This window comes from Nocardia pseudobrasiliensis NBRC 108224 (assembly GCF_001613105.1).
GTDB classification, from domain to species: domain Bacteria; phylum Actinomycetota; class Actinomycetes; order Mycobacteriales; family Mycobacteriaceae; genus Nocardia; species Nocardia pseudobrasiliensis.
Map to the genome: position 1 here is coordinate 24,804 of NZ_BDBS01000043.1, position 18,091 is coordinate 42,894.

Genomic DNA, 18,091 nt, shown 5'->3' on the forward strand with positions numbered 1-18,091 from the left:
CTTCCATTTGGTCAGCGTGGACTTCCGGCCCGACGGAAAGCGGATCCTGGATTGCCACCTGATCGGCCGGATCGGCCGGACGAGCACCCTGACCTGCCGCGACACCTGGGACGTACCGGGTGGAACACAGTCGACGACAATGACTTTCACGGGCCAGATGTCCTCGACCACATCACAGCGGGACGGCCGCAGCCGATTCCGCTTCACCGGCGATCCCACGGCCGAGTCCGAACTACAGGAACATGTGATCCTCCGCCCGCAGTAGTGACATCTCCCAACACGATCACTTTCCCAAAACCCCTCGCTCGAGACGATGAATGGGTTACCGTTTCGACGTATTGACGTAACCGGCGGTACGCGGAAACGCGGGATGCGTGGCGGCGGGTTGAGGTTCGAAGGTTGGGGGTGCCGCAATGTTGCGGTTCAACAGGTTTCGGCGGTCGCGGACGCTGATCGTACTGGCGGTATCGCTGCTCGGGGCGGCCGTGTTGCCGCTGGGCGGCGCGTCGGCGGATCTGCGGTCCGATATCGCCGATCAGGTTCGGCAGTTCCTCGATGTGGGTCAGGTGTCGGTGCCTCGGGCCGACTGTGGGCCGGGGTCGATGCCGGAAACCGGTCTGCAGGGCGATGTTCCGGCGGGCGATCGCGGGAGCGGGCGCAGTGCGCGCGGGTACAGCTGCAATATGTCGCGGGTCGGCGGGTTCGTCGGTCACGGCGGCGGCATCACCTCCACCACCTATGACCACTGCTCCTACACCGGCTCGTTCTTCCCGGGCAATCTGCTCGATCCGGCACAGGGCGTGCAGGTCATCGATGTCGCCGATCCGGCGCATCCGGTGCTGACCGGATCGCTCACCGAACCGGCCATGCTGCAGGGCACCTGGGAGAGCCTGAAGGTCAACGCCGAGCGAAAGCTGCTGGTGGGCACAGGCGTTCCGGTCGGCACCGGCGTCGGCTACCTGTCGGTCTACGACATCTCCGACTGCGCCCATCCCCGGCTGCTCAATCCCGGCTCGGGCACCAATCTGGCCATGCCGCTGCCCATCACGACCCACGAGGGCGGCTTCTCACCCGACGGTCGCACCTACTGGTCCTCGGGCATCGCCCCCGGTTTCGTCAGCGCCGTCGATCTCACCGATCCGACCAATCCCCATGTGATCTGGCAGGGCCTGACCGGTATCGAGGCGCACGGCTTCGGCATCAGCCCCGACGGCAATCGCATGTACCTGTCCGCGCTCGGCGGATTCACCGTGCTCGATATCAGCGCCGTCCAGCGCCGCGATCCCAATCCGCAGGTCAACCACATCGGCCGGGTGTTCTGGACCGACGGCTGGGCCACTCAGCACAGCGTCCCGGTGACCTACGACGGCAAGCCGTATCTGTTCACCGTCGACGAGGGCGGTTCCGGCGGGGTGAAGCTCGTCGATATCTCCGATGAGAACAACCCGAAGGTCGCCGCCAAAATCAAACTCGAGATCAACCTGCCCGCCAATCTCGACAGCCAATTGGCCTCGGCGATGGGCGGATCGGCGTTCTCCTACGATCCGCACTACTGTGCGGCCGACCGTCCCGACGATCCCACGGCGCTGGCCTGCGGCTGGGAATCCTCGGGCATCCGCGTCTTCGATGTGCGCGACCCGTTCGACGTGCACGAGATCGCCTACTACAACCCACCCGCGCGCACCGGACAGAACCTGGACCTGTGGAACTCCCCGCACGCGCTGGCCTCGATCATCGGTCCGCCGGTGATGCAGGGCTTCTCGATGGCACGCGCGGTGCTCAACGGGCAGTTCGATCCGGCACAGGCACTGTCGCAGCGCACCGGCATGCTCGCCTTCGGCGATGTGTCCTCCGACTGGTGTTTCGCCCCGCCGGAATGGCACGGCAGCCAGCTGTGGACGACCTGCAACGACAACGGTTTCATGGTGCTGCAACTCGACAACGACGTGTATTCGCCGCCGCCGGACCAGCATTCGATCGTCGGTTCGTGATGCGCGCCCTGGCCTACGCCGCCGCGGCGGTGATCCTGCTCGTCATGGGCGCGGCCCTGCGACCGCTGATACTCCCCGACAACGCAACCCCCCCACCGATTCTCAGCGATACCGAGATCGGCTTCGCCCAGGACATGACCGCCCACCACCAGCAGGCGATCCTGATGGTGGCGCGGCTGGATCCGGGCGTCGATCCGGCGGTGTGGCGGGTGGCCCAGCAAATAGATCAGACCCAGCGCACCGAGATCGGCACCATGCTGGGCTGGCTGCGGCTGGCCGATGCCTCCCCCACCGCTCGCCGTCCGATGGCCTGGATGAGCGATACCGTTGCCGCGCACCACGGTTCGACCCCGCCCGCGCCGCCGGAAATGACCACCATGCCCGGCCTCGCGTCCATGGCCGAGCTCGACCGGCTGGCCACCGCCCGCGGCCGCGACGCGGAGGTCCTGTTCCTGCAACTGATGTACCGCCACCACCAGGGCGGCATCGCCATGGCCCGCGCCGCGGACGCCGAAATCCACTCGGGCCCGGTCAAAGAGGCCGCGCGCGGCATGCTCAGCGGCCAGAGCCAAGAACTGGGTCTGATGGCGGTGATGCTGAATCAGCTTGGCGCACAGCCACTTCCGTAACCCCCGCGAACGCGGCGCAGCCCTACCAGCGCACCGGCAACCGCCGCACCCCGTGCACATTGCCGTGGCGCAGCGGCACCTCGCCCGGCTCGACCGCCAGAGCCAGATCGGGGAACCGGGACAGCAACGCGGGCAGGGCAACCCGCAGCTCCACCCGGGCCAGCTGATGCCCCAGGCACAGATGCGCGCCGTGCCCGAAGGCCACATGTCCGGTCGCGCGCCGCCGCACATCCAGAACGTTCGGATCCTCGAACCGATGCGGATCGCGATTGGCGGCGGCCATGGACAGCGCCACCGTGGTTCCCGCTTCGATCGTCTGCCCGCCCAATTCGACATCCTCGAGCGCGGTGCGGGCATTGGTGTGCGCGATCGACAGATAGCGCAGCAGCTCCTCCACCGCCGAATCCCACAGCTCCGGATCCGCGCGCAGCAGCGCGAGTTGATCCGGACGATCCAGCAGGACCAACACACCGAACGCGATCATATTGCGCGTGGTCTCGAGTCCCGCGCCGAGCAGGAAGGTGCCCAGACCCGCCAGTTCCGCGTCGTCGAGATCGGTTCCGGTGAGCTCGCTGAGCACATCGTCGGTGGGCGCGGCGCGCTTGGCCACGGCCAGCCGAGCGATGTAGTCCGCCAACCGATTCCACGCCTGCCCCAGCTGTTCCATCGACTCGGGCTCCATCACCTCCGACACCTGGCGTTGGAAGAACTCGTGATCGTCATAGGGCACGCCGAGCAACTCGCAGATGGTCAGCGCGGGCACCGGCTGCGCGTACGCGGCGACCAGATCCACGACCGGGCCCTGCCGCCGCATCGCGTCCAGATGATGCGCGCAGATCTGCCGGATGCGCTCGGTGAGCAGTCCCATCCGCCGCACGGTGAACCGCGAGGCCACCGCGCGCCGCAGCCGGGTGTGCTCGGGCGCGTCGACGCCGCTGAGATCGCCACTCGGGGCGGGACTCAGCGCGCCGCCCGCATCGTGGAACGGATCGTGCAGCAGTTCGTAGCGCGAGCTGAAGCGCGGATCGGCCAGCACCGCCCGGACCAGCTCGTGACTCGTCACCAGCCAACCCAGATGGCCGTCCGGAAAACGCATTCGTGCCAGCGCGGGTAGTTCGGTCAGCCCCGGCGGCAGTTCGAACGGCCGTCTCGCATCACGAATGAGCGGTAATGTCACTGTGTCACTGGGTATTTCGGTCATCTATCCTCCTCGGTCGCTGATCTCACGGTAGGAACCGTTCAACGCACCGGCAATGAAGTAATTCGTAAATCACCAGGACAGCACGCCATCTCATGTCGCTTTGTTGCAATGACCGTGCGGGATAATGCAATTCGATCGCAAATCCGTTGCAATGAGCTGCCGACGAATGTCACCCTGGAGGCGACCGCCGACCTCAGGAGCAACCCATGCCCGGCAGCCGACTCGCCTATCCCGAACGTCGCCAGATCACCGCGGGCCTGTCCGCCGGACTCACCTACGCCGAGATCGCGCGCCGCATCAACCGCCCGACCTCCACCATCAGCCGCGAGATCGCCCGCAACGGCGGCCCGGGCAACTACCGGGCAGAACCCGCGCAACGCGCCACCCAGCAGCGCGCGCGACGCAGACCGCCCGCCACGACCACGCCGCCGATCGACGCCCCACCCGCCGACGATGGCGCACTCGCCGCCGTCGACGCGGGACTGACCCTCGTCATGGTGCGAATGGGTTTGCCGCGCATGGCCTCCCGGGTCTTCATCCGCATGTTCCTGTCCGACGCCGAGGATCACACCGCCGCCGAACTGTCCGCCGCGCTACGGGTCAGCCCCGCCTCGATCTCCAAGGCGATGGGCTATCTCACCGATGTCGGCCTGGTCCTGCGCGAGCGCGACGGGCGCCGCGAGCGCTACCGCGTCGGCCGCGATGTCTGGTCCCGCGCCTGCTCGATCAGCGCCGAGCTGAACCAGACCCTGTCCGACACCGCCCGCCGCGGCGCGGAACTGCTCGGAGCGCGGACCCCGACCGGGGCACGGCTCACGGAGATGGCCTGGTGCTTCGAGAATCTGTACGGACTCGATACCCGCGGGGCGTCCCGCTGGGACGCCTTCCTCGAATACGCCGCGGGCGCACGACCTTACGATCCGGACATCCCGACCGCCCCGGCCGCGCTGCACTGCCCGGACTGCGGCGGCGCGGTCCCGATACCGGACCATCTGGTCGACAACCGGCTCGCCCGGTAGCGTCGGCGACATGAGTTTGCACGGACGCGTCGCCCTGGTGACCGGCGCGGGGCGGGGAATCGGCCGGGCCATCGCACTCGGACTGGCCGCGGACGGCGCGGATGTGGCGGTGAACTATCGCACCGACGCCGACGCGGCCGCCGCGACGGTGGCCGCGATCGAGGCGCTGGATCGGCGCGCGATCGCCGTTCGCGCGTCGGTCGATTCGATCGAGGACGACGAGCGCATGGTCGCCCGCGTGCTCGACGAACTCGGCCCGATCGACATCCTGGTCAACAATGCCGGAATCGCCAGCCGCGGTAACCCGGTGGCCGACACCGATCCCGCCGAACTGCAGCGCGTACTGGGCATCCACGCGCTCGGCGCCCATCACGTCACCCGGCTGGCGCTGCCCTCGATGCGCACCCGCCCGCGTGGCGACATCGTGATGGTGTCCAGTACCGCGGTGGCCCAGCACGCCGCGGGCAGCGCACCCTATGCCATGGGCAAGGCCGCGCTCGAGGCGCTGGCGCTGACCCTGGCGAACGAGGAGCGCCGCAACGGTATTCGCGTGAATATCGTCGCGCCCGGTCTGGTCGACACCGAGATGGGCCGCCGCCTGGTCCGGGCCGTCGCCGGTGTCGAGGACATCCGCCAGCTCGACGCGGCGTCGCCCTTCGGGCGGGTCTGCCGTCCCGAGGATGTGGCCAATACGGTCCGCTTCCTGGTGTCGGCCGACGCGGAATATCTCACCGGCCAGAAGATCACGGTCGACGGCGGCGGAGGCGAGCTCGGATGAGCGCGGACGAGCAGACCATCACCATCCCCGGCCATATCCAGGGCTATCCGGGCGTAGCGTTCGGCGGCTATGTCGCGGGACTGCTCGCGCAGCGCGCGGGCGGCGACAGTGTGCGGGTGAATTTCCGGCGGCCCATACCGGTCGAAACGCCCGTGCTGCTCGTCGAAACCGCCTCGGGCGCGGCGCTGTCCGACGCGGCGGGCGTCGTGCTGGCCGAGGCGCTGCACGACACCGACGCGGGCCTGACCATTCCGGAGCCGCCCTCGATGGCCGAGGCGAAGGCCGCCTCCGCGAAGGCCGCGCTGGTCCGGCAGCCGATGCCCTACTGCTACGGCTGCGGCAATGCCTGCCCGCCGGGCCGCGGCCTGCGGCTGTATCCGTGGGGTGTGCGCGAGCGCGATCAGGTGACCGCGGCGTGGATTCCCGATCGCGAACTCGCCGACGCCGACGGTCGCTTGCCGGTGGCCAATATCTGGTCCGCCCTGGATTGCCCGGGAGGCGGCGTCGCGATCGCGGTGTCGGGTATGGCCCCCGGGGCCGTCACCGCGGCCATGCGCGTGACCCGCTACCAGCCGGTCAGCGCGGGCGAGGAGTATCTGGTCCACGCCTGGCCGATCGCGGCGCAGGGTCGCAAATACACCGTGGGCGTGGCGCTCTCGACCCCCGACGGCACCGCGTGCGCGACGGCCGAGGCGCTGTGGATCGAACCGCGCGAATAACCCGAAACGCCGAATGCCACGGTCTCCCGTGGCATTCGGCGTATCTCGCGGTCAGCGTCTCACAGCGGCGGCGCACCGGCCGAGCCGGTGGTGGCCCAGCCCCAGAATGCGTTGATATGCGCGATGAGCACATTGGCGAGATCGATCACGGTGCTACCCATGGGATTCCTCACTACGGCGAGTGCACTTGCAGCGCCCAGGGTAACGGCAACATCACGACGCCGACGCGTTTTGCCCTCACTTCCCAGGCCTTGCCGCTTCCGATCGGAAGCACAATCATCACGTCATGCCCATCGCTGAGTTCTACAGATTGCCCACCGCGTGTTCGAGCCTGCGCGCGACCAGTTCGCGCGCCTGCTCGCGCAGCGCCGGGCGATAACCGCTGGGGTACACCGGATCCGCGGGGACGTACTGCTTGAGCACCTCCTTGGCGAGGGTGATCTTGTGCACCTCGGTGGGCCCGTCCGCGATCGCCATCACCTCGGCGTAGGCCAGCATGTCCAGGAACGGCAGATCCTCGCTCACGCCGAGCGCGCCGTGCAGATGCATCGCCCGATGCGCGATGTCGTGCATGACCTTGGGCATGGCGACCTTGATCGCGGCGATGTCCTTGCGCACCTTCAGATAGTTCTGCTCCCTATCGATGCGCCAGGCCGTGCGCAGCACCAGCAGCCGGAACTGTTCCATCTCGATCCAGGAATCGGCGATGCGCTCCTGGGTCATCTGCTTGCCGCCGAGTACGCCGTTGCCCATCGGCCGCGACACCGCGCGCTCGCACATCATGTCGAAAGCCTTGCGCACCAACGCGACCGTGCGCATGGCGTGATGTACGCGCCCGCCGCCGAGGCGGGTCTGCGCCACGATGAAACCCTGTCCCTCCGCGCCCAGCAGATGATCGGCGGGCACCCGCACATCGGTGAACCGCAGATGCGCCTCGTGCTCGCTGAACCCGTGCACCTGGAAGTTCTTCACGATCTCCACGCCCGGGGTGTCGGCGGGCACGATGAACATCGACAGCCGCTGATGCGGCGGCGCGTCGGGCGCCGTGACGACCATGACGATGTGGAACGTCGCGAATTCGGCGGCGGTGTTGAACCACTTCTCGCCGTTGATGACCCAGCTGTCGCCGTCGCGCACGGCGGTGGTCTTGAACGAGGTCGGATCCGATCCGCCGGTGGGCTCGGTCATCACGTAGCAGGAGCCGATCTCGCCGTCGAGCAGCGGCTGCAGATACTTCGCCTTCTGCTCGTCGGTGCCGTAGTGGGCGAGGATTTCGGCGTTACCGGAATCCGGCGCCTGACAACCGAATACCATCGGCGCCCACCCCGAGGTGCCGAGTACCTCGTTGAGCAGGGCCAGTTTCAGCTGTCCGTAACCGGGGCCGCCGAGTTCGGGACCGAGGTGGCAGGCCCACAGACCCTGCTCCTTGACCTGCTCCTGCAGCGGCCGCAGCAGCGACCGCACCTGCGGATCGGACTTGTTGTAGGGATTGAGTCCGATCAGATCGAGCGGTTCGACCTCCGTGCGGACGAATTCGGCGACCCAGTCCAGTTTGCGCTGGTACTCCGGGTCGGTCTCGAAATCCCAAGCCATGATCAGCCTTTCGTATCGGTCGTGTCCACGAGTCCGTCCAGGACCGTGCTGGCGAGTATGTCGGCGATTTGATCGGGGCTGCGCCCGCCGTGCGGGCGATACCACAGTGTGACCGAATTCAGCATGGCGAGAATGCCATTGGTGACGACGTGATCGGCGGTGCGCAGCGTCCCGGCGGCCCGTCCGGCATCGATCACATCCTGCCAGCGGCGCTGGATCAGATCGCGCAGCTCCTGGAGTTGCGCACCCCGCTCGCCGGTCAGCGCGGAGACGTCGCGCAGCTGGATGGCGACCTCGCGGCGATGTTCGATGACCAGGCGCAGATGGCTGTGAATCAGCTTGCGCAGCTTGGTGATCGGATCGTCGGCGCTCGCGGCGATGGCAGTCGCCTCGGCGTGCATCACCGCGGTGTAATCGCGCAGGATCTGGAACAGCAATTCTTCCTTGGAGCCGATGTGGTAGTACAGCGCGCCGCGTTGCACATCGGCACGGTCGCCGATCTCGGCGACGCCGGTGCCGTGAAAGCCCTTCTCCGCGAACAGTTCCACTGCCGCGCGCACGATGCGTTCGCGGGTCCGCTCCGCCGCCGCGGCCGGTGGTCGGCCGCGTCGCCGGGCCGGCGCGGCGGTCATCGCCAGCCGCCGTCGAGGGCCAGCGTCGCGCCGGAGCAGTAGCCCGAGGCGGCGGAGTCGGCGAAATACAGTGCCGCGCCGACTATTTCGTGCGGCTCGCCGACCCGGCCCGCGGCGGTGCGCTTGCCCAGTTCGGCCGCCGTGCCATCGGGCCACGCGGCGGAGATGTCGGTCGCGAACGGACCGCACTGAATCGTATTGACCCGCACGGCCGGACCATAGGTCTGGGCCAGGCCGAGCGTCAGGGCGTTCAGACCCGCCTTCGCCGCGGCGTAGGGCACCGCGAGCGGTTCGGGTCGGACCGCCTCGAGGGAGGACACATTGATGATCGCGCCACCGCCCGCCGCGGCCATCCGCGCGCCGATCAGGGCCGAAAGCCGGAACGGCCCTTTGAGATTCACGGCGACGACCTTGTCGAACAGCGCCTCGCTCACCTGGTCCAGACTCGGATACAGCGGCGAGAGCCCGGCATTGTTCACCAGTACGTCGACCCGGCCGAATTCGGCGTAGCAGGTTTGTACGAGCGCGTCGCACTGCGCCCACTCGCTCACATTGCACGCCACCGGAAGTGCGCGGCGGCCATGGACCTCGGTCACTCGCTTCGACAACTCGGCGCAGGCGTCGAATTTACGGCTGGCGATCACCACATCGGCTCCGGCCGCGGCGAAGGCGAGCACCATCTCCCGGCCGAGACCGCGGCTGCCGCCGGTGACCACAACGACCTTGTCCGCCAGACCCATCGGGCGCCTCCCAGGAGAAATGTTCCAACCAGTACATTAAATGTACCGGCCGATACAATCAAGGGCGAGGGCCACAACCGGCGACTTCTACCGCCGAGTAACATGACAGGCGTACTTTTTCCATCCGGCTTCTCGAAATGAGGCAGTACATGACAGAGCGGATTCAGGTCGGCGGGCTTCAGGTGGCGAAGGTGCTGCACACGTTCGTCGAGAACGAGGCGCTCCCCGGCTCCGGCGTCGATTCCGCCGCGTTCTGGTCGGGTGCCGAGCGGGTCATCAACGACCTCGCGCCGCGCAACCGCACGCTGCTGGCCGAACGCGACGAGATCCAAGGCAAACTCGATGCCTGGCATGCCGAGAACCCCGGCGCCGGCTACGACAAGGCCGCCTACAAGCGGTACCTCACCGAAATCGGCTATCTGCGCGACGAGCCGGCCGATTTCCAGATCGCGACCCAGAACGTCGACGACGAGATCGCCACCACCGCGGGCCCGCAGCTGGTCGTGCCGGTGATGAACGCGCGATTCGCCATCAACGCGGCCAATGCCCGCTGGGGCTCGCTCTACGACGCCCTGTACGGCACCGACGCCATCCCGGAGACCGGCGGCGCGGAGAAGGGCACGAGCTACAACAAGGTCCGCGGTGACAAGGTCATCGAATGGGCCCGCAACTTCCTCGACGATTCGGTGCCGCTGATCACCGGCTCGCATGTCGGCTCCAAGAAATACGCCATCGTCGACGGCGAGCTCGAGGTCACCCTCGAGGACGAGACCACCATCGGCCTGGGCGATCCGTCGGCGCTGGTCGGCTACCGCGGCGAGCCCGAGAATCCGACCTCGGTGCTGCTGAAGCACAACGGGCTGCACATCGAGATCCAGATCGATCCCGAGTCGCCGATCGGTAAGACCGACGACGCGGGCGTGAAGGATCTGCTCATCGAGTCCGCGGTCACCACGATCATGGACTTCGAGGATTCGGTCGCGGCGGTCGACGCCGAGGACAAGGTGCTCTGCTACCACAACTGGCTGGGCCTGATGAAGGGCGATCTGTCCGAAGAGGTTTCCAAGGGCGGCAAGACCTTCACCCGCACCATGAATCCGGACCGGGTCTACACCGCGCTCGACGGGTCGGAGCTGGTGCTGCACGGGCGTTCGCTGCTGTTCGTGCGCAATGTGGGTCATCTGATGACCTCCGACGCGATCCTCGACAAGGACGGCAACGAGGTGCCCGAGGGCATTCTCGACGGCCTGATCACCTCGCTGATCGCCACGCATTCGCTGCGCGACGACGCGAAGCTGCGCAACTCCCGCAAGGGCTCGGTCTACATCGTGAAGCCGAAGATGCACGGCCCGGACGAGGTGGCCTTCACCAGTGAGCTGTTCGGCCGCATCGAGGATGTGCTGGGCGTGCCCCGCAACACCCTCAAGGTCGGCATCATGGACGAGGAGCGCCGTACCACGGTCAACCTGAAGGCGTGTATCGCGGCCGCCAAGGAGCGCGTGGTCTTCATCAACACCGGCTTCCTCGACCGCACCGGCGACGAGATCCACACCTCCATGGAGGCCGGGCCGATGGTCCGCAAGGCCGAGATGAAGGCCCAGCAGTGGATCAAGGCCTACGAGGACTGGAACGTCGACACGGGCCTGGCGACCGGACTTCCGCACAAGGCGCAGATCGGTAAGGGCATGTGGGCCATGCCGGATCTGATGAAGGACATGCTCGAGCAGAAGATCGGCCACCCGCGCGCGGGCGCCACCACCGCGTGGGTGCCCTCGCCGACCGCCGCGACCCTGCACGCCACCCACTACCACCTGGTGGACGTGTTCAAGCGGCAGGCCGAGATCGCCAAGGACGGCCCGCGCGCGAGCGTGGACCAGTTGCTCGAGATCCCGCTCGCGGCCGAGACGAACTGGTCACCCGAGGAGATCCGCAGCGAACTGGACAACAACTCCCAGTCCATCCTCGGCTACGTCGTCCGCTGGATCGACCAGGGCGTCGGCTGCTCCAAGGTCCCCGACATCCACGATGTCGCCCTCATGGAAGACCGTGCGACCCTGCGCATTTCGAGCCAGCTCATGGCGAACTGGCTGCGCCACGGCATCGTCACCACCGACCAGGTCGTGGAAAGCCTCGAGCGCATGGCCCCGGTCGTCGACCGCCAGAACGCGAACGACAAGGCCTACAAGCCCATGTCCCCCGATTTCGCCGCCAGCGTCGCCTTCCAGGCCGCCAAGGAACTCATCCTCGAGGGCACCACCCAGCCCAACGGCTACACCGAACCCATCCTGCATCGGCGTCGGCGCGAGGCAAAGGCATTGGCCGAGAAGAACTGACGGTCCTCTTCAGGTGATGTCCTCGGCCGCGATGCGGCCGGGGACATCCCTTTTCCCAGCCCGCACTACTCCACGAAGAGGTCGTCGAGCGAAGCGGCAGTCACAGCCCGGTGCTGTCTCGGTCGTCAATGTCACCACCGCATCGGCCCGGTACTCCGTCGGATCGATATCGGGAAAATGGCGATGCGTTCACCCGTTGCCTGTGACCCAGCTAACAAACTCATCGGTACGGCTATAAGCAGGTATGAGTCATCTCTTCAAACTCGCGCCCTCGCTCCGGCGGATCGGGGTCGCGATCGCTACTCTCGCGCTCGGGATCGTTTTCCTCGCGGTTATGGCTCCGGCGGCCCCGGCCGAGGCCCAAGCCTGCACGTTGGCTCCTACCAATGGACCCGTCGAACACACCATCAAAAGCCCGTTCCCCTTGGAACACGGCGGCCTGATCGACGTCGACCGCACCTACATCCTCTACGTTCCGCCGGGCCTGACCGGTTCGGCTCCGCTGATGGTCCTCAACCACGGGGCCAATGCCACCGCCGAGAACATCGAGCAGAACACCGGCTGGGATCAGTACGCGACCGACCACCACTTCATCGTCGCCTACAGCCGGACCCTGGTTCGGACGGATCAGCTGCCGATCATCGGGCCGGTGATCGGGTCGATCATCTATCCCGGCAACGTCTGGTTCTTCAATCAGGACTCGTTCGATGTGGCGTATCTGAAAAACGTTGTCGCCGATATCAAGAGCTCGTACTGTGTCGACGCGAAGCGCGTCTACAACTGGGGCTTCTCCGAGGGCGCGATCATGGCCAATCGGATGGCCTGCGACGCGCCGGACGTCTTCGCCGCCGCCGTGTCGTGGGAGGGCTCCGACGCCACGGTCCCCAGCGCGAGCAGCCTCGACGCGGCGCTGAAACTCGGCCTCGGGCCGGTACTGGGCCTGACGCCGCTGACGGAGTGGATCTATCACCTGAATGTGCCGGTCTCACCGTGCAATCCGAGCAGACCGATCGCAGTAGGCGTCTATCAGGGCGATCAGGATCTGTTCTCCCAGCAGCCGGTCGGACGCCAGAACGTCTACCAGTGGAACCTCCGCAACGGCTGCCCCACCGATCCCAGCACCACGCAGACCAACGTCGGCTACTGGTCGGCCATCTACCAGTACAGCCCCTGCGCCGCAGGCATCACCGAGGTCTGGCAGACCATGGCCGGTGAACCCCACGGCTGGCCATCCGATCCGGCCAAGGCCGCCGCGCTACGCGACGCGCAGTGGAACTATCTGAGCTCCTACATCCTGCCCTGAAATTCACTGCGCAACCGAACAAGCCGACTCAGGCGGGCGGTTCCGGCCAGGTGTCGTCCACCGGCCAGCCGCCCGCCACCAGATGCGCCCGCACCCGCGCCAGATCCGATTCCCGCGGCATTTCGTCGGTCAGCCGGGTGATGATCACCCCGGCGTCGGCCCGCTCGGCGGGGACAGCCCCCTGCTCGACGAGCGCGGACGCCACCTGCCGCACCTCCTCCCGCGACAACCGCCGCGACAGCAGCGCCAGCAGGGGCAGGTAATCCGACTCCGGCACGCCCTGCGGATAGCCCGCGCGCAGCCAATCGACGACCTTGGCGAGGAATTCGGATAGCGGCATCGATCTCCAGTTCCGTTCGCGGCGACTATGTTTCAGGCATCGGACGGGTGCGCGAGCGGCCACCCTCCGGCCGCCAGTCGCGACGCCACCCGGGTGACATCGTCCTGGCTGGGCTTTTCGTACGCAAGCCGGGCGATCGCCGCTTCGATGTCGACGCGCTGGACCTCGGCGGCGGTGCCGTCGCGGACGAGCTCGTCGACGATCTCGTTCACTTCCTGCTCGGTCAGCTTACGATGCAGCACCGCGAACAGTGCGACGTAGTCCTCCCTCGGGACCCCGTGCGGATATCCGGCCCGCAGCCACGCCAGCACCGTGGCGAGAATGGATTGATGGCTCGTCATAGTGCTACTTCTTCGGGGGTTTGGCGCCGAACAATTGGACATCGAAGGTATGGCTGATGAAATCCTTTGCGATATAGAGGATTCCAGCGACCACCGCGACGATCACGACCGCGAAGCAGATATAGGCCACGGCCTGCGCGACCGGATTGCGCCGCGCGACCGCGCCATCGGGCCCGACGGTCTCCATCGACCAGAACCGGATGCCGAGCCCGAATACGATGGGCAGCCCGGCCCCCAGCACCACGGCGATGGCCACGACCTCGCCGAGCGATTTCACGATGGCGGTGAAGGTGTGCACGCTCGATCCTCCTATGCCGCCGCGCCGGTGGCGGTGTCGGCGAGATTGGACGGCGGAGTGAGCCCACCCTCCCAATCCTCGTTGACATTGTCGGTGTGCACCGGATTGCGCCGCGCCCGCAGATACATGTAGGTCGAGAGCCCGATCAGGATCGCGAGATCGAACAGCACGCCGCCCAGCCCGCCGATCAGATGCGCGATGCCCCAGCACAGCGCGCCGGTCAGCGCGGCCAGCGGCAGCGTGAGCACCCACGCGACCACCATCCGGCCCATTACGCCCCAGCGCACCTCCGCACCCGGCTTGCCCAACCCGGTGCCGAGGATCGAACCGGTCGCGGTATGCGTGGTCGACAGCGGCAGACCGAACTGAGCCGAGGTGAGGATAATTGCGGCCGAGGAGGATTCGGCGGCGAAACCCTGCGGCGGATCGATTTCCACCAACCCCTTGCCGAGGGTGCGAATAATCCGCCAGCCACCCAGATAGGTGCCCGCGGCGATGGCCACCGCACAGCAGATCTTCACCCAGATCGGTATGTCGTCCGCATTGGTGTAGGTGCCGTGCGCGACCAAAGCCATGAAGATCACGCCCATGGTCTTCTGCGCGTCGTTGGTGCCGTGCGCCAGCGAGACCAGCGAGGCCGAACCGATCTGACCCCACCGGAATCCGGATTTCACCTTGTTCTCCGCGGAGCCGCGGGTGAGCCGATAGATGACGAAGGTGCCCAGCGCCGCGACCAGGGCCGCGACGAAGGGCGCCAGCAGCGCCGGAACGATGATCTTGTTGATCAGACCGGTGCTCTTGTCACCGGTCCAGATCACCCCGCCGGCGCCGAGTGCGGCGATCGCCGCCCCGATCAGCCCACCGAACAGGGCATGGGTGGAACTCGACGGCAGACCCAGCAGCCAGGTGAGCAGATTCCAGAGGATGCCGCCGACCAGGCCGGCGAACACGATCTGCAGCAGGGCCATACCGTGCACGGAGGAGATGTTGAGCAGACCGCCGGAGACGGTCTTGGCGACCTCCACCGACAGGAATGCGCCGACCAGATTCAGTACCGCCGAAAGCCCCACCGCGACACGGGGTCCCAGCGCCCCTGTAGCGATCGAGGTGGCCATGGCGTTGGCGGTGTCGTGGAACCCGTTCGTGAAATCGAAGGCGAGTGCGGTAACGATCACAATCGTGAGCACAATGATTTCTGCGGTCACGCGTCCAGTGTTCGCCGCCCGGGGCGCGGAGGCGAGACGGGTTGCTGTCAATTCATGGAATGTTCAGCCGGGGCGGCCCGGGCAATAGTTCCATCGGGACGGAATTGCTTGTCCGCGAGTGGAACAAATCCGGCAGGCCCCTCGTTGTATCCGAGACGGGCGGCCCGTCGCGGCCCCGCCCCCCGAAAAATCACCCGACAACGGCGTAACGCTGTGTCACCATTGGCGATGATCACTCCGGCGAGCACCAGGAAGGAGGAGGTGGCCGATGCAGCCCGACCATATGAATGACCGTGGCATACAGCGACTTTCGAGTCACGAGCGGCGATCGCCGTACGGCCGCCTCCCGGCACGGGCCTGACCCTCCCCTTCCCGATACCTCCCGCTTTCACGAAACATGGTGACTCCCATGCTGTTCCGCCGCGCCGCCGAGGCGACCCCCGATCCCGACAACTGGATACACACCGACGTCCTGGTGCTCAATGCCTCCTACGAGGCGCTCACCGAGGTCGGCGCCGACCGCGCGGTGGTGCTGCTGGTCTCCGGCGTGGCCGAGACCGTCGCCGCCCGGGAACCGTATTTCCCGATTCGCTCGAAGCATCTGGAAATAGCCCTGCCCGAGACGATTCGGCTGCTGCGTTACGTCTATCTCGAACACAAGGTGCTCGTGGAGGACGAGAGCCGGGCCACCCTCGCCGGTGTGCTGCGCCGCGACCGGCACCGGTGCGGATACTGCGCCGGTTGGGCCCGCACCGTAGACCACATCCGCCCGCGCAGCCGGGGCGGACCGAACACCTGGAACAACCTCATCGCCGCGTGCGGTCCCTGCAACACCCGCAAGGCCGACCGCACGCCCGAGGAGGCCGGGATGCGACTGCTGTGGGAGCCCAAGGCGCCCACCGAGCCGGCCCGGACCCAACGGCGGATCTGGAAGGACCTGGCCGCCGCCACCTGAGAACCCCGAGAAGGAGGGGACCGGAAATGACCAACGCAGTACACGAGCTCACACTGGTGGATCTGCTCCCGCTCTCGGATTCGCAGAGCTGGGAGCAGGCCGCCTGCAAGGGTGATCCGAACCACGAGGCGTGGTTCCCGTACCCGTCGCAGGACTTCACCTACGCGCGGAGCATATGCGCCGAGTGCCCGATTCGTCGTCAGTGCGGTGAGTTCGCCGCGGCCACGAGCCAGACCGGCGTCTGGGGCGGGCACGAGTACGACCGCGGCCGCCTGGTCCGGGAGTAGTCACCCTAAACTGGCACTTCGTGGGTACACATCGCAGTGCGGGCGGTTCACGGGGCGTCAGCAAGGGGCTGGTCATATCCGTGGTGGCCGTGCTGCTGGCAGTCGCGGCGGTCGTCGGCTGGTTCTGGCTCAGCCATCGCGCCGCCGACGAGAGCCGCAGCGCGGCCGCCGAGTGCGTCGAGGGCGCGGCCAGCCTGAGCGTCACCGTCGACCCGGATCTGCTGACTCCCGTGCGGGCCGCGGCGGACCGCTTCAACGCCACCGCGCCCAAGGTCCGCGATCACTGCGCGAGCGTGCGGGTGATCGCCCAACCCTCGACCGCGATGGTGGCCGGATTCACCGCCCCCGCATGGAATCCCGCCCTCGGCGCGCAGCCCGCGCTGTGGATCGCGAACTCCTCGCGGTCGGTGGAGGCGATGCGGGTGCCCGGACTGGTCGAGGGCACGCCGACGCCGGTCGCGGCGAGCCCCATCGTGCTGGCGGTGCCCGATCCGCTGCGCCAGGCGCTCGAGACCGCGAAGACCGGCTGGGCGGATCTGCCCAAGCTGCAGCAGGGTTCGCTCGGCGAGATCGGACTCCAGGGTTGGGGCGGGCTGCGGTTGGCATTGCCCGGCGGCGACGGCTTACAGCCGGGAACCCCGGTCGAGGACGACACCCTGGCCGTCGCGGCCACGGTCGGCGCAGCGCTCGCGACCGATGATCCGCTCACCGTGGAGGAGGCCAAGTCCGGCCAGGTCGTCGCCGCCATCTCCAAACTCGCCGCGGGCGCGCCGAAGGCGACCGACTCGGCCGCCGCGTTGGCCGCCCTCGCCGAACCCGGCGATCCGGCCAAGGCCCCGATTCACGCCGTCCCGGTGACCGAACAGCGGCTGAAGGCCAAGGGCGGGATCGCGGAATTCCGCCCCGCCGGAACCGCGCCGGTGGCCGACTATCCGGCCGCGCTGTTGAACGGCCCGTGGGTCGACAAGACCCAGAACCTCATCGCGGGCCTGTTCGTCGACTACCTGCGCGCACCCGAACAGCAGAAGCTGTTCGCCGACAACGGATTCGCCGCCACCCCCGCGACCGCGACCGCATCGCCCGCGAAAGCCGTTCTGGAGCAGGTTCGTTCGGTGCTGGCCAATCCGGTGCTGGGCGTGCAGGCGACCGTCCTGATCGACACCTCCGCGGCCATGGGCGTCAATGACGGCACGCTGACCCGTCTCGGCAACACCCTCGGCGCGCTGCAGTCGACGATGAACACCATGCCACCGGACTTCGGTCTGGGCGTGTGGACCTACGCCCACGACACCGATGGCGACACTCCGTACAAGATCGTCTCCCCGACCGGTCCGCTCACCCAGCAGCACCGCACGGAAATGGCCAAGGCCCTCGCCGATGTCAGCGCCACCACCGCGAAGACCGATCGCACCTATCCGGCCCTCGAGGCGGCCTACCGCAGCGCCGCGAGCGGATTCGCCGCGGGGCGAACCAATTCCGTGGTGTTGATCACCGGCGGCCCCAACGACGATTCGAATATCACCGGCGATCAGCTCATCGCCGATATCGCCGCCGCGACCGATCCGGCCCATCCGATCCGCATCGACATCATCGTCATCGGCTCGAAGACCAGTCCGACCCTGCAGACCCTGGCGCAGAAGTCCGGCGGCACGCTGACCCGCGTCGCCAGCACCGACGATCTGGCCTTCGGTACGGCGATGAGTCAGACCCTCACCACGCCCTGACGC

At 67.3% G+C, this 18,091-nt stretch carries 19 protein-coding genes; 11 read left to right on the forward strand and 8 right to left on the reverse strand.

The window, feature by feature from the left end; translation table 11 throughout:
- Positions 1–139: 139 nt before the first annotated feature.
- The 3 genes from NP4_RS42855 to NP4_RS30055 all read left to right on the forward strand — a co-directional run bounded on the left by NP4_RS42855 (position 140) and on the right by NP4_RS30055 (position 2,620).
- On the forward strand, positions 140–265 hold the full coding sequence (locus NP4_RS42855) for a hypothetical protein (protein ID WP_255285570.1): 126 nt from the start codon (positions 140–142) through the stop codon (positions 263–265).
- 148 nt (positions 266–413) lie between these two features.
- Complete coding sequence (locus NP4_RS30050; RefSeq protein WP_068005177.1) at positions 414–1,991, forward strand: LVIVD repeat-containing protein; 1,578 nt, start codon at positions 414–416, stop codon at positions 1,989–1,991.
- Positions 1,991–2,620 (forward strand): DUF305 domain-containing protein, encoded by a 630-nt coding sequence (locus NP4_RS30055; protein ID WP_068005178.1) that lies wholly within the window; start codon positions 1,991–1,993, stop codon positions 2,618–2,620. Before NP4_RS30050 ends, NP4_RS30055 begins: the two co-directional genes overlap by 1 nt.
- A 22-nt stretch (positions 2,621–2,642) precedes the next feature.
- On the opposite strand, the gene NP4_RS30060 is transcribed toward NP4_RS30055, so the two are convergent.
- Positions 2,643–3,821 (reverse strand): cytochrome P450, encoded by a 1,179-nt coding sequence (locus NP4_RS30060; RefSeq protein ID WP_068005179.1) that lies wholly within the window; start codon positions 3,819–3,821, stop codon positions 2,643–2,645.
- Between the two features lie 206 nt (positions 3,822–4,027).
- Between NP4_RS30060 and NP4_RS30065 the strand changes: the two genes are divergently transcribed.
- From NP4_RS30065 to NP4_RS30075, 3 genes are read left to right on the forward strand one after another with little or no spacing between them, the layout of a single operon-like run.
- The gene (locus NP4_RS30065; protein WP_068005180.1) at positions 4,028–4,840 is read left to right on the forward strand and encodes a GbsR/MarR family transcriptional regulator; all 813 of its coding nucleotides are present in this window, start codon (positions 4,028–4,030) and stop codon (positions 4,838–4,840) included.
- 10 nt (positions 4,841–4,850) lie between these two features.
- Entirely contained in the window at positions 4,851–5,618 is a 768-nt protein-coding gene (locus NP4_RS30070) for an SDR family NAD(P)-dependent oxidoreductase (RefSeq protein WP_068005182.1), read from the forward strand.
- Positions 5,615–6,337, forward strand: a complete 723-nt coding sequence (locus tag NP4_RS30075) for a hotdog fold domain-containing protein (protein WP_068005184.1) — start codon at positions 5,615–5,617, stop codon at positions 6,335–6,337. The genes NP4_RS30070 and NP4_RS30075 overlap by 4 nt, the downstream gene beginning before the upstream one ends.
- 303 nt (positions 6,338–6,640) lie before the next feature.
- On the opposite strand, the gene NP4_RS30080 is transcribed toward NP4_RS30075, so the two are convergent.
- Genes NP4_RS30080 through NP4_RS30090 form a run of 3 tightly spaced genes read right to left on the reverse strand, consistent with a single transcriptional unit; the run spans position 6,641 to position 9,302 of the window.
- On the reverse strand, positions 6,641–7,930 hold the full coding sequence (locus tag NP4_RS30080) for an acyl-CoA dehydrogenase family protein (RefSeq protein WP_068005186.1): 1,290 nt from the start codon (positions 7,928–7,930) through the stop codon (positions 6,641–6,643).
- Positions 7,931–7,932: 2 nt separating this feature from the next.
- Entirely contained in the window at positions 7,933–8,562 is a 630-nt protein-coding gene (locus tag NP4_RS30085; RefSeq protein WP_068005188.1) for a TetR/AcrR family transcriptional regulator, read from the reverse strand.
- Positions 8,559–9,302 (reverse strand): SDR family NAD(P)-dependent oxidoreductase, encoded by a 744-nt coding sequence (locus NP4_RS30090; RefSeq protein ID WP_068005190.1) that lies wholly within the window; start codon positions 9,300–9,302, stop codon positions 8,559–8,561. Before NP4_RS30090 ends, NP4_RS30085 begins: the two co-directional genes overlap by 4 nt.
- Before the next feature lie 149 nt (positions 9,303–9,451).
- Here NP4_RS30090 and NP4_RS30095 point away from each other — a divergent pair, with 149 nt between their 5' ends.
- Together NP4_RS30095 and NP4_RS30100 are read left to right on the forward strand one after the other, a co-directional pair.
- Entirely contained in the window at positions 9,452–11,635 is a 2,184-nt protein-coding gene (locus NP4_RS30095; protein WP_068005192.1) for a malate synthase G, read from the forward strand.
- Between the two features lie 334 nt (positions 11,636–11,969).
- Positions 11,970–12,938 (forward strand): CE1 family esterase, encoded by a 969-nt coding sequence (locus NP4_RS30100; RefSeq protein ID WP_218023993.1) that lies wholly within the window; start codon positions 11,970–11,972, stop codon positions 12,936–12,938.
- Between the two features lie 28 nt (positions 12,939–12,966).
- On the opposite strand, the gene NP4_RS30105 is transcribed toward NP4_RS30100, so the two are convergent.
- From NP4_RS30105 to NP4_RS30120, 4 genes are read right to left on the reverse strand one after another with little or no spacing between them, the layout of a single operon-like run.
- Positions 12,967–13,278, reverse strand: coding sequence for a DUF3349 domain-containing protein (locus tag NP4_RS30105; protein WP_068005195.1), 312 nt, complete (start codon positions 13,276–13,278; stop codon positions 12,967–12,969).
- Positions 13,279–13,310: 32 nt separating this feature from the next.
- Positions 13,311–13,619, reverse strand: coding sequence for a DUF3349 domain-containing protein (locus NP4_RS30110; protein ID WP_082876340.1), 309 nt, complete (start codon positions 13,617–13,619; stop codon positions 13,311–13,313).
- Between the two features lie 4 nt (positions 13,620–13,623).
- Positions 13,624–13,917 (reverse strand): hypothetical protein, encoded by a 294-nt coding sequence (locus tag NP4_RS30115; protein ID WP_068005198.1) that lies wholly within the window; start codon positions 13,915–13,917, stop codon positions 13,624–13,626.
- 11 nt (positions 13,918–13,928) lie between these two features.
- A complete protein-coding gene (locus tag NP4_RS30120) occupies positions 13,929–15,122 on the reverse strand; it encodes an inorganic phosphate transporter (RefSeq protein ID WP_068005200.1) in 1,194 nt (397 codons plus the stop codon).
- A gap of 409 nt (positions 15,123–15,531) precedes the next feature.
- Here NP4_RS30120 and NP4_RS30125 point away from each other — a divergent pair, with 409 nt between their 5' ends.
- Genes NP4_RS30125 through NP4_RS30135 form a run of 3 tightly spaced genes read left to right on the forward strand, consistent with a single transcriptional unit; the run spans position 15,532 to position 18,088 of the window.
- Positions 15,532–16,077, forward strand: a complete 546-nt coding sequence (locus NP4_RS30125) for an HNH endonuclease (protein WP_068005202.1) — start codon at positions 15,532–15,534, stop codon at positions 16,075–16,077.
- A 26-nt stretch (positions 16,078–16,103) separates the two neighbouring features.
- Positions 16,104–16,364: a WhiB family transcriptional regulator gene (locus NP4_RS30130; RefSeq protein ID WP_068005204.1), complete on the forward strand. Its 261-nt coding sequence runs from the start codon at positions 16,104–16,106 to the stop codon at positions 16,362–16,364.
- 20 nt (positions 16,365–16,384) lie between these two features.
- Positions 16,385–18,088, forward strand: coding sequence for a substrate-binding domain-containing protein (locus NP4_RS30135; RefSeq protein ID WP_068005206.1), 1,704 nt, complete (start codon positions 16,385–16,387; stop codon positions 18,086–18,088).
- Positions 18,089–18,091 lie beyond the last annotated feature (3 nt).